The sequence below is a fragment of the Labrenzia sp. THAF187b genome (assembly GCF_009363375.1).
In the GTDB taxonomy this organism is placed as follows: Bacteria; Pseudomonadota; Alphaproteobacteria; order Rhizobiales; family Stappiaceae; genus Roseibium; species Roseibium algicola.
The window spans coordinates 3801813-3815868 of record NZ_CP045344.1 but is presented as its reverse complement, the minus strand read 5'-3'; the positions used below and the strand labels follow the sequence as shown (position 1 = coordinate 3815868).

Annotated in this window: 13 protein-coding genes; 8 read left to right on the top strand and 5 right to left on the bottom strand. The window is 58.6% G+C overall.

Annotated elements, in window-relative coordinates; translation table 11 throughout:
- Positions 1-97 precede the first annotated feature (97 nt).
- The 4 genes from FIV03_RS17510 to FIV03_RS17495 all read left to right on the top strand — a co-directional run bounded on the left by FIV03_RS17510 (position 98) and on the right by FIV03_RS17495 (position 4979).
- Complete coding sequence (locus FIV03_RS17510) at positions 98-760, top strand: haloacid dehalogenase type II (RefSeq protein ID WP_023000980.1); 663 nt, start codon at positions 98-100, stop codon at positions 758-760.
- A gap of 322 nt (positions 761-1082) precedes the next feature.
- Positions 1083-2189: a TRAP transporter substrate-binding protein DctP gene (gene dctP, locus FIV03_RS17505; protein WP_023000978.1), complete on the top strand. Its 1107-nt coding sequence runs from the start codon at positions 1083-1085 to the stop codon at positions 2187-2189.
- A gap of 96 nt (positions 2190-2285) precedes the next feature.
- Entirely contained in the window at positions 2286-3620 is a 1335-nt protein-coding gene (locus FIV03_RS17500) for a TRAP transporter small permease subunit (protein ID WP_152510449.1), read from the top strand.
- A 3-nt stretch (positions 3621-3623) separates the two neighbouring features.
- The gene (locus FIV03_RS17495) at positions 3624-4979 is read left to right on the top strand and encodes a TRAP transporter large permease subunit (RefSeq protein ID WP_152510448.1); all 1356 of its coding nucleotides are present in this window, start codon (positions 3624-3626) and stop codon (positions 4977-4979) included.
- A gap of 108 nt (positions 4980-5087) precedes the next feature.
- On the opposite strand, the gene FIV03_RS17490 is transcribed toward FIV03_RS17495, so the two are convergent.
- The gene (locus tag FIV03_RS17490; protein ID WP_152510447.1) at positions 5088-5843 is read right to left on the bottom strand and encodes an outer membrane beta-barrel protein; all 756 of its coding nucleotides are present in this window, start codon (positions 5841-5843) and stop codon (positions 5088-5090) included.
- Positions 5844-6023: 180 nt separating this feature from the next.
- Here FIV03_RS17490 and FIV03_RS17485 point away from each other — a divergent pair, with 180 nt between their 5' ends.
- Positions 6024-6605 (top strand): hypothetical protein, encoded by a 582-nt coding sequence (locus FIV03_RS17485; RefSeq protein WP_023000974.1) that lies wholly within the window; start codon positions 6024-6026, stop codon positions 6603-6605.
- A gap of 346 nt (positions 6606-6951) precedes the next feature.
- A complete protein-coding gene (locus FIV03_RS17480; RefSeq protein WP_023000973.1) occupies positions 6952-7173 on the top strand; it encodes a helix-turn-helix transcriptional regulator in 222 nt (73 codons plus the stop codon).
- On the opposite strand, the gene FIV03_RS17475 is transcribed toward FIV03_RS17480, so the two are convergent.
- Positions 7170-7556 carry a YkvA family protein gene (locus tag FIV03_RS17475; protein ID WP_152510446.1) on the bottom strand — a complete coding sequence of 129 codons (387 nt, stop codon included), beginning with the start codon at positions 7554-7556 and terminating at the stop codon, positions 7170-7172. The genes FIV03_RS17480 and FIV03_RS17475 overlap by 4 nt on opposite strands.
- A gap of 202 nt (positions 7557-7758) precedes the next feature.
- On the opposite strand from FIV03_RS17475, the gene FIV03_RS17470 reads away from it, so the two are divergent.
- The gene (locus tag FIV03_RS17470) at positions 7759-8028 is read left to right on the top strand and encodes a hypothetical protein (protein WP_077292599.1); all 270 of its coding nucleotides are present in this window, start codon (positions 7759-7761) and stop codon (positions 8026-8028) included.
- A gap of 18 nt (positions 8029-8046) precedes the next feature.
- On the opposite strand, the gene scpA is transcribed toward FIV03_RS17470, so the two are convergent.
- Positions 8047-10212, bottom strand: coding sequence for a methylmalonyl-CoA mutase (scpA, locus tag FIV03_RS17465; protein WP_152510445.1), 2166 nt, complete (start codon positions 10210-10212; stop codon positions 8047-8049).
- On the bottom strand, positions 10209-12221 hold the full coding sequence (locus FIV03_RS17460; RefSeq protein WP_152510444.1) for a methylmalonyl-CoA mutase subunit beta: 2013 nt from the start codon (positions 12219-12221) through the stop codon (positions 10209-10211). Before FIV03_RS17460 ends, scpA begins: the two co-directional genes overlap by 4 nt.
- Before the next feature lie 509 nt (positions 12222-12730).
- Between FIV03_RS17460 and FIV03_RS31900 the strand changes: the two genes are divergently transcribed.
- Entirely contained in the window at positions 12731-13432 is a 702-nt protein-coding gene (locus FIV03_RS31900) for a helix-turn-helix domain-containing protein (RefSeq protein WP_006939443.1), read from the top strand.
- A 213-nt stretch (positions 13433-13645) separates the two neighbouring features.
- Here FIV03_RS31900 and FIV03_RS17450 read toward each other — a convergent pair whose 3' ends face one another.
- Complete coding sequence (locus FIV03_RS17450; protein WP_023000968.1) at positions 13646-14053, bottom strand: DUF4332 domain-containing protein; 408 nt, start codon at positions 14051-14053, stop codon at positions 13646-13648.
- Positions 14054-14056: the final 3 nt, after the last annotated feature.

Genomic DNA, 14056 nt, shown 5'->3' with positions numbered 1-14056 from the left:
CTGCCTGCGACCTTTGTTGCAGATAGCTGCGCTTGACGCAGGAGGCCGCAGGCTGTTCTCTTCCGCGGTTTCGTGAAAGGGCTTGGAGGTCTTGAAGATGGCGCATGCAGCTTATGTGTTCGATGCGTATGGAACCTTGTTCGATGTTCATGCCGCCGTCCGCAAACATGCGGAGAAGCTTGGACCGGATGCCCAGAGACTGTCGTCGCTCTGGCGGGAAAAGCAGCTTGAATATTCCTGGGTGCGTGCCCTCATGGGCAAGTATCTGGACTTCTGGGAACTGACCCAGCAAGGCCTGGACACCGCATTCGCCCTGGTGCCTTCTGCTGACAAGTCGTTGCGCGAAGATCTTCTCAGCGCCTATTGGGAACTTGATTGTTACCCGGAAGTGCCGCAGGTGCTGACCAACCTCAAGGCGACCGGCGCTAAAATCGCAATCCTGTCCAACGGGTCTCCGGCCATGCTCGAAGCTGCCGCCAAGGCCGCCGGATTGACGGAGCTTTTCGACGAGATCTTTTCCGTCGACGCGCTTCGAACCTTCAAGACCGACCCGCAGGTCTATGAAATGGTCACGACCCATTTCCGGATCTATCCGGAAGAAGTTTCCTTCCAGTCGTCAAACCGTTGGGATATTGCCGGCGCTACCGCATTCGGTTTCCGTACCGTGTGGATGAACCGGATGGGCATGCCTGACGAATATCCGGATCTTTCTCCAAAAGCGGTTCTGGCAGATCTGACAGGGCTCGCCACACTCGGCTGACCTGACACGTCTTCCCTTAAGGAAGATGAGACAGCGTCAGTTTAGAGCTTCTCTATTTTCAAAACAGTTCCGGCCATTTTTTCCAAAAAGGAAAAGATGTTTTGAGCGTCCGGCAAGGTTGCAGGATTCTGTAAGTGTAATATCCTTCCCGTGGTTGGGAGGAAAAGAAGAGCGACAGACTTCCTCGAGGTCATCCCGAACCAGTTACAAAACAACTGCTTAAGAACACAAACAGCTGGTTTGTCTCCGCGAAGAAGAAGGGGCGTTGAAACACTCCCCGCGCGAGCGCTCATTTGCTCCCAGACCTATTTGGGAGGATACCATGAAACAACTTACGACACGCAGGCAGGCCCTGCGGACGCTCGCAGGTGCCGGCACGGTCGGAGCAGCGACACTCGCTGCGCCGCATATCGCTTCGGCACAAGGTCAGACGACGACCTGGAAAATCCAGACGTCCTGGCCAGGCGGTGCCGGTTTGCAGATCTTCAAGGACTGGTGCGCGACCATTGCCGAAAAGACAGGCGGGGAGCTCGCCTTCCAGCCATTCGGCGCCAACGACGTCGTGGGCGATTTCCAGCTGTTCGACGCCGTCAAGAACGGCGTTCTGGACGCGGTCAACCCGTTCACGATCTATGCGCAGGGCATCATCCCCGCGGCCACCTTCCTGACGAGTTATCCGCTCGGTATGCGCAACCCGCACGAATGGGACGTGTTCTACTATTCCCTTGGCGGTCTCGAAATCGCCCGTGAACTCTACGCGGCACAGAACATGATGTTTGTCGGACCGGTGCATCACGGCCCCAACATCATCCACTCCAAGGTGCCGATCCGCTCCATCGATGACTTCCGCGGCCGCAAGATGCGCCTGCCCGGCGGTATGGTCGCCGAAGTCTTCACCGAGATCGGCGCGGAAACGACGGTGCTTCCGGGATCGGAAATCTTCCCCGCACTTGAAAAAGGCACCATCGACGTCGCCGATTATGTCGGTCCGGCGGTCAACTATGCCCTCGGCTTCAGCCAGGTCACCAAATACATCTCCATGGGCCCTCCGGGCTTCATGTCGCTGTATCAGCCGGTCGACCTGATGGACATCACCGTCGGCATGGATGCCTGGAATGCGCTCAGCCCGCAGATGCAGCAGTTCGTCGAGATGGAAACACACGTCTATTCCGACATGCACCATGCAGCCATCCAGAAGGCAGACCAGGAAGCCTGGGCGAAGTTCGAGGCCGACGGCACCGAAATCACCCGGCTCAGCCAGGACGATGTCGAACTGATGACCGAAGTCGCCGTTCCGATCTGGTTCAACTATGCGAACCGGGACAAGGACAGTGCGCGCCTCTTCAAGATTCAGCTCGACTACATGATGTCCGGTTCGCTCGGCTACGTCACGCCGGAGCAGGTCGAAGGCCTCGAACTCGACCTCTGATCCCAGACGACGTCTCGGGAAACGGACCCGCGCGGCCAGCCACGCGGGTCCTGTTCAACTCAACAGGGGCTTGTTTCCCCTGGGGAAGGGAGAGGCATGCCTCATCTGGACTTTACCCTGCCGCATTGGGCCTATTGGCTGGGGCTGATCATCTTTCCGCTGATCGCCGCTGCCCTTGCCAAGCGGCCTAAGCCGACTGAACGGCGCTACTCGCTGGTGCTCGGCTATTTCATCCTTGTCACCGGCGGCATCCTGGGCCTGCATCGTCTTTACCTGAAAAGCCTGATCGGGCTGGTCTATATCCCGGTGTTCGTGCTGATCCTCTACGCCAACGCACAAAGTCAGGATGCGCGCGCGGTCGTCTCGGACATGGCCAACGCAGTGCGACAGGCGGAGCGGACGCTCGAGCGCGAAGGCGAAAGAGTGAAAACCGCAGAGGCCGATCTTCCTGCCTTGCGCCAAAAGCTCGCCGAGGCGGAAGCGCAGGCCGAAGAAGGCAGCTTTGCCAAGCGCCGCGCGGAACGGGATGTCCAGCGCGCCGAACAACGTGTCGAACAGGGCAAGACCCGGGTTGCCGAGGCCGAGGCAACTCTGGAGACCGCCCGCCCGGCTGCCGCAACAGCTCGCGAAACCCTCGATTTCTGGGGCAATGTTGCCAAGTACGCCTTCTGGCTCCTGCTTGCAGGTGTGGCGGTCGACGCACTCCTCCTGCCCCGGCTGGTTTCCAAAGCAAACGAGAACCTGCCACCGGATCCGGAACTCAGCGAGGCGGAAAAGAAGCTCAAGGAGCTGGAAGAAGCCGAGCGCAAGGACGATGCGGATCACATCTCGTCCGGCTGGACCGGCTGGATTGACCGGCTCTCGCTCTACTGTGGCGAGTTTGTCAGCTACTGGGCGGTGATCGCCGTTCTTGTCTATTACTTCGAGGTCATGAGCCGCTACGTCTTCGGCAGCCCGACCAACTGGGCTCACGAGGCGATGTACCTCATGTTCGGCATGCAGTACCTGATCGCCGGGTCCTACGCCATGCTGACGGAATCCCACGTACGGGTCGATGTCTTCTATGCGCCGCTCTCGCCGCGCCGCAAGGCAATTGTCGATCTGCTGACATCCGTCTTCTTCTTCATCTTCGCCGGCACCCTGCTGGTGACCTCGTGGATCTTCGCGTTCGATGCCATCGCGGTTCCCTCCGGCAACTCGCTGGTTTCTGACTGGGCGCGCGGTGAAATCGGCTTCAGCGATGTCGTTGCAAGCTGGAACCTTGCCCAGTGGACCGATCCGAACATCCGCTGGGGCGAAATCAGCTTCAACGAATGGGAAGTGCCGCTCTGGCCAATGAAGTGGGTCATGGTGCTCGGCGGGTTGCTGCTGGTGCTCCAGGGAATTTCCAAATTCGCGCAGGACATCCGCGCAGTGATGGGCAGGGCTTGATCCATGGGACTTGAAATCGGAATCGAGTGGCTGACACTCATCATGTTCGGCTCGCTGCTGGTCCTCTTGATGGCAGGGCTGCCGCTGGCCTTCGTTACGGGAGGGCTCGCCTGTGTGTTCCTGTTCGTCCTGGGTGACGAGCGGGCGCTCAACATCGTGCCGTCGCGCATCTTTCCGCTGATGACAAACTACCAGCTATCGGCAATCCCGCTGTTCATATTCATGGCATCGATGCTGGAACGGGCCGGCATCATCAACGACATGTTCGATGTCATCTACAAGGTGCTTGGCGGCGTGAAGGGCGGCCTGGCGGCTGCCACCATCATCGCCTCCACCGTACTGGCAGCCATGGTGGGTGTCATCGGGGCGGCTGTGGTCACGATGGGCATCATCGCCCTGCCCGCCATGCTGAAGCGAAACTATGATCCGAAGATCGCCATGGGCTCGATCATGGCCGGCGGAACGCTTGGCATCCTGATCCCGCCTTCCATCCTGGCGATCATCTACGCTGTCGTGGCCGAGCAGTCCGTTGGTGAGCTCTTCATCGGCGCGGTCATTCCCGGCCTGCTGCTGTCCGGGCTCTACATCCTTTATGTGATCGTCAGCTGCATGATCGATCCCAGTAAAGGCCCGCCGATCCCGGAGGAAGAGCGTATTCCGTTCAAGGAAAAGGTCCGGCTGCTGTCGAACATGTCCGCTCCGATCGCGCTGATCGTGATCGTGCTGGGCGTGATCTTCACCGGCGTCGCAACTCCGGTGGAAGCTGCCGGCATCGGCACCTTCGGCGCCATCGTCGTGGCCGCCATCCACCGCAATCTCGATTGGCAGACACTGCGCGAAGCCTCCCTGACCACCCTAAAGGCTTCGGCCATGGTGATCTGGATCATGTTCGGGGCGACCATTTTCGTTGGTCTCTATGTACTGGAAGGCGGTCAGCAGTTCGTGCAGGGCGCACTGGAAGCCACCGGCCTCGGCCCATGGGGCATTCTGATCATCATGCAGATAGTGCTTGTCGTCCTGGGCATGTTCCTGGACTGGGTCGGTATCCTGCTCCTGTGCGTGCCGATCTTCGTGCCGATCATCAAGGCGCTCGGAGCAGCCTCCTTCGGGCTCGACAGCCCGGACGATCTTGTGCTGTGGTTCGGTGTTCTCTATCTGGTGAACATGCAGATGAGCTTCCTGTCACCACCGTTCGGCTACGCGCTCTTCTACCTGCGAGGCGTTGCACCGGCGGACATTCCGATGACAGACATCTTCAAGTCCGCCCTGCCTTTCCTGGCACTTCAGGTGCTTGGACTGGCATTGTGCATGCTGTTCCCCGGACTGATCACCTGGTTGCCGAACCTGGTCTACGGATAGCAGAGCTCACATAGACAAAGGGAAACGGCTGCGCTCAGTGGGAAAAGCGCAGCCGTTCCATGCTGCCGGACACATCAGTCCGACAGGGTTGGCTTGTCAGGAAACAGATCAGAACGAACGGGAGAGCCCGATCATGAGCCGGTGGTTACCGGCCGTCCGATCTACTTTCACACCGCCATATCTGGCCTTCTCGTCCAGGATCCCGGTCATCGAGTAGTCCGCCCTGAGATGCCACGCATCCGTTACCGCAACCTCGACACCCCCGCCGATCACCGGACCAACCGAAACGGAGTTTCTCTCCGTCCCGTTCGCCTTGAGGCTATGTTCTGTCGCGGCAATACCGAGGCTGAGATAAGGCATGACGTTGTTGATCGGCACGCCGACCCGGGCCTTGGCATTGATCGTCCACTTGGATCCTGTCTCGATGGTGCCCAGCGTCGGATGGTTGCCTTTTTCACGGCCGCCGAGATAGGCCGCACCGCCTTCCACACCCAGGACGAAGCGGGAGACTTCCCAGTTGTAACCGCCGAATAGACCGAACGCTGCGTCGACCCGTGAAAAATCCTTCGATCGACCGCCTGATTTGACGTCTGTCACGGTCTGCGAAACACCTGCCTCAAAGCCGAGATAAGGCCCAGCCCAGAGCGACTGAGGCGCTTGCGAATAGACAGGAGCGTCAAAAGTCTCCAGATCGGCGGCACTCGCCCCAACGACAAGCACACCAAGAACGGCGCACAGAACCAGCGGCTCCAACAGCCAGTGGCTCCGCAGAACACGCCTGATCACACCGGGGCGTTGCCTGGAGCGACCGCGCCCGATGGCCGGCGGCGCACGAAAAACATAATTGGCAAAGGAACTTACCATCAGTGATCTCACTTCATGTATGACAATCTCATCGCCTCACAAATTTAAAAAATTAATGTAAAACGATAATTTAAAAATTGATTGCAATAATTTTTTTGTCAATAGCAATGTTTTTGAGTTTGTGTTTTCCCGACAGATGAACTAGATACGATGCCGCAATGACATGATGCGGAGTAACCGATGAGCGAACTTGAATGGGCGGAACGGGAGAAGCGACTGACGCGGATCCGGCGTGTATCCGCATTCATGAAATGGGCCGTCACCATCATCCTGTTGATCCTGCTGGGTCTGGGCGTGGTCGTCACGATCGGTATCGCCTTGCCGAACGAGTTGATGATCGGTGCGCAAGAAACATTTGATGTCGCCGATACCGAACGCATGCTGGGTGACATTCCGCAGGTGCAGCGCATCGGAATATCCATACTGGCAGCCATTGCCTTCAGTCTGCTGCTGGCGGTGGGCTGGAACATCCGCCAGGTCTTCAAGCGGTTTCAGAAGATGGAGTTCTTCTCGCCGAAGACGCTTGCAAACGTGTTTTCCTTCGGCATCTGGCTTATCGTGTTCGCGGTCTTCGACCTGATCAGCGATCCGATCGGCTCGGTCCTCCTGACCTATGACTTTCCCCCGGGCCAGCGCACCGTCGACATCAGTCTGGACGGTGGCGAGATCTTCTTTCTCGTCCTTGGTGCCTTGATGTTGCTGTTCGGCTGGATCCTTCGCGAGGCTGCTCTTATTGCAGACGAGAACCAGCAGTTCATTTGAGGTGGACCATGGAGCGTTGCGAATGCTGAACATCAATGGCGTTGCCTGCCCCCGGCAACTCGGCCTCATGCACGGTGGCACCGAGGTGGGCAGATGTCTTCAGCCCCCGCACCTTCTCTCAGCCTTTGCAAGCAACAAGGCTCCCGGTCATCCACGGCCAGTCGCGTTTGTACGCCGGAAGCTTTCACAAGAACAAAGGATTGTTGACGCCGTGGCTGATGGCAGTGAAATATCAGGCATGATTCTCGGGACACTCATGCCTTGCTCATCTCTCTCTTCCGTAAGGCCGTCCAGCTCGCAGAAGAAAATCGAAAAATAAGCAAGCGACAGCGCCGGGGGTCCCTTCATGCCCATCATCATTGAACTGGACGTAATGCTCGCCCGCAGGAAGATGCGGTCCAAGGAGCTTGCCGAACGCATTGGCATAACCGAGCAGAACGTTTCGCTGCTCAAGTCCGGCAAGGTGAAAGGTGTCCGTTTCGAGACCCTGGAAAAGATCTGCGACGTGCTCGACTGCCAACCCGGCGACATTCTGATTTACGAGCCTGAAAAAACTCCGGAAGATTAGACAGAAACAAGCCGCCGGAACCACAGAAGTGCAGCCAAGGCCGCACCGATCCAGATCAGTAGAACCAGTACTGCCGCGATTTTGCTGGCAGGCAGCTTTTCCGATCTCCTGTCAGCTTCCACCCGGCAGTCCTCCATCACCTGCGGCGGAATGAGCTTCACCACCAGGTAGATGCCGAGCGGCACAAGAAGCAGATCGTCGAGATATCCGATCACCGGAATGAAATCCGGTATCAGGTCGATGGGTGACAGAGCGTAGGCCGCAATCGCGATGGCCAGGGCCTTCACATACCAGGGTACCCTCGGATCCCTTCCAGCCAGATAAAGGGCATGGAGATCTCGCTTGATGCGCTTTGCCCAGGTCTTGATGGTGTTCCTCAGCATGTCAGCCCGCGTGAATTGGAAACAGCCCTTGCGACACGGCAGGCCCTGGGTGGTGTCGACCGGAAGGCCATCCGCTCCGGAACGCCTTCCAGTCCTGCGCAAGCTACGCTGCCTAGAACATCCTCCGTAATTTCAACAGGTCCGACGGAGCGAGCGGTCTTCAGCCATGACGCGATCAAATTCCCCCCTTGAAGGCCGGCCGGTGCCTGCAACAAGAGCGCGGCTGCGATCAGGCAAGCTGCTCAATCTGGACAGCACGCACCTGAGCGAATGTACGCTTTACGACCTTGAGAACGGCGACATTGGCATCGTCGTTCAGGACCCGGACCTGCCGGTGCCGGACCGGGTGCTGATCGACGACGACAAGGAACTGACCCGGGTCTTTACGGAAATCCGTTGGCGCATGGGTCCTTACCTCTTCGGCATGTACCTGGAACCACCGGTCCCGGTGAGCAAGTTCCAGGATACCTGACAACTGCCGACACGGGCCCTATTCAGCTGCTTCAGCGGAGCCATATCCCAATTGCTCGTTGAGTTTGCCGATCAACCCGATGGCCGCTTCCGCAATCACGGTTCCCGGTGGGAAGATCGCCGCCGCCCCGGACTTGTAGAGTTCGTCATAATCCTGCGGAGGCACGACACCGCCAACGACGATCATGATGTCTTCCCTGCCTTCTTCCGCCAGCGCCCGCCTCAGAGCCGGCACCAGTGTCAGATGGCCCGCCGCCAGCGATGACACGCCGACCACGTGAACATCGTTTTCGACCGCCTGGCGGGCAGCTTCTTCCGGCGTCTGGAACAAGGGCCCGATATCAACGTCGAAACCGAGATCGGCGAACGCCGAAGCAATCACCTTCTGACCGCGGTCGTGTCCGTCCTGGCCCATCTTGGCGACCAGGATACGCGGTCGGCGACCATCGTTGTCTTCAAAGGCTTCCACCAGCTTCTGGACTTTCTCGATGGTTCCGGACATGGCTCCGGCCTCCCGTTTGTAGACACCGGCAATCGACTTGATCTCGGCCTTGTGCCGGTCGAACACCTTCTCCATTGCCAGGGAGATTTCTCCCACGGTCGCCTTGGCCCGTGCGGCCTTGACCGAAAGATCCAGCAGATTGCCGTCACCGGATGCGGCACATTGGGTCAACGCTTCCAGGGCGGCCTGGGTCTCGGCCTCGTTGCGCTCTTCTCGCAGGCGCTTGAGCTTGTCGATCTGGGCGGCGCGCACCTGGGCGTTGTCGACCTTCAGGACGTCGATCGCCTGTTCGCTTTCCGGCTTGAACTTGTTGACGCCGACCACGGTTTGCGCACCGCTGTCAATGCGCGCCTGTGTCTTGGCGGCCGCTTCCTCGATCCGCAGCTTCGGAATGCCCTTCTCGATGGCCTTCGCCATGCCGCCAAGCTCTTCCACTTCGCGGATGTGCGCCATGGCCTTCTCCGCAAGGTCTGCCGTCAGCTTCTCGACGTAATAGGAACCGCCCCAGGGGTCGATCACCTGCGTCGTGCCGCTTTCCTGCTGCAGAAACAGCTGCGTGTTGCGGGCGATACGTGCGGAGAAGTCGGTCGGCAGAGCCAGCGCCTCGTCCAGCGCATTCGTGTGCAGCGACTGCGTATGCCCCTGCGTTGCCGCCATGGCTTCCACACAGGTTCGAATGACGTTGTTGAAGACGTCCTGTGCCGTCAGTGACCAGCCGGAGGTCTGCGAATGGGTGCGCAGCGACAGGGATTTCGGGTTCTTCGGCTGGAAGTTTTCTTCCATGAGGGTCGCCCAGATCAGGCGCGCGGCACGCAGCTTGGCAACTTCCATGAAGAAGTTCATGCCGATCGCCCAGAAGAAGGACAGCCGCGGTGCGAACTGGTCGATATCCATGCCGGCGGCGACACCGGCGCGGGCATATTCGATGCCGTCGGCGATCGTATAGGCCAGCTCCAGATCCGCCGTCGCCCCCGCTTCCTGCATGTGGTAGCCGGAAATGGAGATCGAATTGAAGCGCGGCATGTTCTGGGACGTGTATTTGAAGATGTCCGAGATGATCCGCATGGAGTGCTTGGGCGGATAGATATAGGTGTTGCGGACCATGAACTCCTTCAGAATATCGTTCTGAATGGTGCCCGAGAGATCCTTCTGGGCAACGCCCTGCTCTTCCGCCGCCACGATGTAAAGCGCCAGCACCGGCAGCACTGCGCCGTTCATGGTCATGGAGACGCTCATCTTGTCCAGCGGAATGCCGGAAAAGAGCGTACGCATGTCATAGATGGAATCGATCGCAACCCCTGCCATGCCGACATCACCCGAAACACGCGGATGATCGCTATCGTACCCGCGGTGCGTGGCAAGGTCGAAAGCCACCGAAAGGCCCTTCTGACCGGCGGCAAGGTTACGCCGATAAAAGGCGTTTGAATCTTCGGCCGTTGAAAACCCGGCATACTGGCGCACTGTCCAGGGCTGCTGGACATACATCGTCGGGTAAGGACCGCGCAGAAACGGCGGCAGGCCCGGCCAGGTATCCAGATGTTTCAGTCCATCAAGATCCTTCGCCCCATAGACAGGCGGCACAACGATGTCTTCCGGCGTTTGCCAGCTCTCCTGCGAGCCGGCGTCCGCAGCCTTCACGATTTTCCGGAACGGCTTGTCAGCGAAATTCGGGATCCTGCTCATGATTGGACCTCCAGATCTTTCGGCTCGACCCCTTGTTGGGTCTCCAGCCGGTCAAATGCATCCTTCAAGAGTGCAAGCAGGTCGCACCCGGCAAAGACGAAAGCGTCCACACCGGCTTTGCGATAGGCATCTTCCCGGTCTCCCGGGCGTCCTGCAAGGTAGAGGTAATCCACCCCTGCCGTTTTGAGGGCATGAGCTGCCTCTTCCGCCTGCGCCTCGTAAACATCGTCCGTGGAGACGAGACAGGCAAGCATCGCCCCGCTTTGCCGGAAGGCCTCAACAAGATCTTCAAGAAAACCATAAACAGCCGGTCCGACGGGTTTCAACCCACCCGCCGCAAAGGCGTTTGCCGTCCAGGTGGCTCTGGCCGAGAACTGGGCGAGGCTGCCGAGAGACGCCAGGAATACCGCTGGTGTTGTCGACGCGACCTGCTCTAAGGCTTCTGACCTGCTACGAAGCTGCTCGAAGGGCTCCGCTATCCGGGCCGTTTCCAGCTTCGGAAGGGAATAGTCGCGCGGCAGAAGGTCAAGCCGCATGCCCAGCTCGTTCAGGGGCACGCCCTGAAGGGCCAGCTTGCGCAAGGTCGCAAAGCGCTCTCCGTCTCCCGGTTCCGGCAGGTCTTCACGCGGTGCGCTCACGCCTGCAAGATCTTCTTTGCTCGATTTCAGCACCGCGACAGGCTTCTCAGCAAGGTCTGGGAACTCGCTTACGCCGGTGATAGGACGCTTTCTGGTGGCGATGTTCTTGGCAAGACCGGTCCTGGCAGCCCCGATGCGATCATGCACGAGACCCGTGCGCACCGCCTCGAACAGGCCGCCGGCCGCCTCGATTTCCTGGAAGAGGCACCAGGCGGCCTCGCAAACTGTATCCGTCCGTTCTTCAATGGCGCCAGAGCCCGCGGCCGGATCGGTCACTTTCGCGAGGTTGCTTTCTTCCAGAAGGATAGACTGCGTATTGCGCGCCAGCCTGCGGGCAAAGCCGTCGGGCAAACCGACAGCCAGCGTATGCGGCAGGACACAGACACTGTCTGCACCACCAACACCGGCTGCAAAGGTTGCCACCGTATTGCGCAGAAGATTGACCCAGGGATCCCGGCGGGTCAGCATTCTGTAGGAAGTCGACATGTGGAGCGGCAGAGTTGCTTGCGGCAGTCCTGCACCGTCCAGTACCGACGCCCAGAGCGAGCGGATCGCGCGGGCCTTGGCAATGGTTCCGATCTGGTCGGCTTCCGCGATCAGGCTGAAGGAAATTCTGTCAGCCCATTGTTCGGGCGCCAGTCTCGTGCCTTCCAGCAAGCGCATGTGAGCTGTGGCGGAAGCCAGAACAAGCGCAAGCTCCTGCGCAGGCGTTGCGCCCGCTTCGTGCCATATGCGGCCATCGGCCTTCATTACCCGTGCCGGGCTGCCAAAATCTTGCGCTGCGACCACCAGATCGCGGAAATGCCTGTAGGCGTTTTCCATGTCGGCAAGTGCGACGCCATTGACTGCCACCCAGCCATAGGGATCGATCCCGGCCGTCAGGTGAACACTTGCAGGATCGATCTTGCGCTTTTCGAGCAGTGCCAGAAGGGAGGCGAAAATCTCGACATTTTCCCGCCCCGCCTCAAAGCGCAGGTCAATCAGATCCAGTTCGACGTCTTTCAGGAGGCGGTCGACACCGGATAGATCGTCGACCCGAATGCCGTCGCCGTATGATGCGGCAGCACCGCGGAAAACCAGGTCAAGGCCGCTCGCGCCACCCTCCAGATCTTCCAGAATTTGTGCGTTTGCGGCGGCAGGATCGGGAATGTCGATCCGCTGAACCACGGACCAGTCACCTGCGGCAGCCCGCAGGGCGCGCGCCGGACTGTCTGTTCTGCGCTCATAAAGCGGCGCGATATCCAATCCGTCTTCGGTTTTCCCGTAAAGCTTCTGCCGGGTACTCCCCTTCAGGGCCTTGTCGACGGCAGCCCACCAGGCCTCCGCGTCGGCAGAATAAAAACTTTCAGGTCCAGTAAAGCTGTTCGGCATCGCACGTACTCCCTGGCCCCGTTTTAGTCCCTGGTCCCGAAGCTTGGCAACTCAGCAGAATGGGTAAGGATTTGAAGATCACAAGGTCTCGGACAGATGAATCAGATGAAACCGGGAGCCAGTTCCGACTTGCGATTCGCTCGTAGAATTAATTAGACGTGTGAAATAACAATTTATCTACAAATTGCGTTTTTCGACTTACACTTACGAAGACGTTAAACACTTCTCAGAAAGACAATTTGGCCTCTTCTAGGCGCCAACTTGTCAATTTTTTGGCGGAATAAGCTAAATTTGCCAGTTTTCCCTATTGGTACGATCATCAATTGTATTGTAGCGTATAGCTGCTGACGCATGGGAAATTCTACCCTCATAAGAAATGCGCGGCGTCCGGATCCGACACTTACCTGAATAGGTTCGGCGGGAACGGATTTCACCCATCAGCGGATGTTCCGGCTCGCGTACGGACGCCCGCAAAGACGCGGCCACCCAAGCCGCAAAGGATGTGCACAATGCTTGATCAAACGGAATTGAAGAGCAAGCTGAGAGCAATCTCGGAAGCAAATGCCGCCCATCATGTTCTCGATATTTTGGAATCGAACCTTCGCCGCATGGGGGCGACGCATATCCTCATTACCGGCCTGCCGATGCCGAACCGCCCGATCGACAACCTCGTTCAACGGTTCCGGTGGCCCGATCAACGCAACGACGGAATTGAAAGCACTTCGCTTTCTGCAAATGACAGCGCCTTGATGCTTGGCCTCGGCTCCAACCGGGCTCGCGTCTGGACAATCTCCGCCGGTGATATGGAACATTCCGACCTTCTGGCGTCAGCCGGGGAAGGAAGTCAGGTTCTCGTCATCCCGGTAACGGAACTCTATCCTTTCCAGGCATTCGTGTTTGCAAGCGGCCCTGCTCTTCAGGTCAACAAATACGATCTTTCCAACCTGGAAGCTCTTGCAGCTGCCGCCTTCTCGCGCCTGCGCGAACTCGGCGTGATTTCCGGACAGCGACCGGGCGCATTGTCGACCCGTGAGCGCAAGGTTCTGGAACTGACGGCCTATGGCAAGACCGCCGGAGAAATTGCAGACGTGCTCGACATCTCCCAGCGGACCGTCCACGCTCACCTGCAGAATGCCAGTGTCAAGCTGAACGCTTCCAACAAGACCCACACCGTGGTCGAAGCGCTTCGTTACGGCCAGATCAGCGTGTAACGCTGCTTCTAGAGCCAACAGCTTCCAGGGGCTAACAACAGGCGCACTTCGGTGCGCCTTTTTTGTTCTGGCGCGGCTGCAAAACAACATGCGTCAGAGGAGACCCCGCCAGGCACGCACGCCGGGCAACAACGTCAAAATGCCAATCGCCAAAAGGAAAAGGCGCGCTTTCCGCACGCCTTTTTTGTCATTTCAATTTTCGGCTTGCCGACCTCAGTAGGTCATCATCGGCGGCAATTCCTTGGCCTGATCGACCCATTTGGTAACCTGGCTTTCACTCGGCACCTGGCGAACGAGCTTCTTGGCTTCGTTCACTTCCTGCATCTTCTCCGCCAGGTTGGCGGCATTGCGATGCTTCAGTTCCTTCACCGTGTCGACGCCGGCAGCTTCCAGGAGTTCGGAATATTCCTCACCAACGCCGCTGATGCGCATCAGATCCGCCATGTTGGCCCATTTCAGGATCCGCTTGCCGTCGATGCCGGTTTCTTCTTCCAGCGCCTTGCGACCTTTCGGGTCCTTCGCACGCTCCAGATAAGCTTCCGTTGTCTTGATGCCGACTTCACCCAGCTTTGCAGCATAGGTTGGGCCGATACCTTCGATTTCATCGATGGAATAAGACATGCG

What these genes read in the sequence shown, in the direction of transcription:
- FIV03_RS17510 (WP_023000980.1), top strand. Translation starts at nt 98, where the DNA reads ATGGCGCATGCAGCTTATGTGTTCGATGCGTATGGAACCTTGTTCGAT.
- dctP (WP_023000978.1), top strand. Translation starts at nt 1,083, where the DNA reads ATGAAACAACTTACGACACGCAGGCAGGCCCTGCGGACGCTCGCAGGT.
- FIV03_RS17500 (WP_152510449.1), top strand. Translation starts at nt 2,286, where the DNA reads ATGCCTCATCTGGACTTTACCCTGCCGCATTGGGCCTATTGGCTGGGG.
- FIV03_RS17495 (WP_152510448.1), top strand. Translation starts at nt 3,624, where the DNA reads ATGGGACTTGAAATCGGAATCGAGTGGCTGACACTCATCATGTTCGGC.
- FIV03_RS17490 (WP_152510447.1), bottom strand. Translation starts at nt 5,843, where the DNA reads ATGGTAAGTTCCTTTGCCAATTATGTTTTTCGTGCGCCGCCGGCCATC.
- FIV03_RS17485 (WP_023000974.1), top strand. Translation starts at nt 6,024, where the DNA reads ATGAGCGAACTTGAATGGGCGGAACGGGAGAAGCGACTGACGCGGATC.
- FIV03_RS17480 (WP_023000973.1), top strand. Translation starts at nt 6,952, where the DNA reads ATGCCCATCATCATTGAACTGGACGTAATGCTCGCCCGCAGGAAGATG.
- FIV03_RS17475 (WP_152510446.1), bottom strand. Translation starts at nt 7,556, where the DNA reads ATGCTGAGGAACACCATCAAGACCTGGGCAAAGCGCATCAAGCGAGAT.
- scpA (WP_152510445.1), bottom strand. Translation starts at nt 10,212, where the DNA reads ATGAGCAGGATCCCGAATTTCGCTGACAAGCCGTTCCGGAAAATCGTG.
- FIV03_RS17460 (WP_152510444.1), bottom strand. Translation starts at nt 12,221, where the DNA reads ATGCCGAACAGCTTTACTGGACCTGAAAGTTTTTATTCTGCCGACGCG.
- FIV03_RS31900 (WP_006939443.1), top strand. Translation starts at nt 12,731, where the DNA reads ATGCTTGATCAAACGGAATTGAAGAGCAAGCTGAGAGCAATCTCGGAA.
- FIV03_RS17450 (WP_023000968.1), bottom strand. Translation starts at nt 14,053, where the DNA reads ATGTCTTATTCCATCGATGAAATCGAAGGTATCGGCCCAACCTATGCT.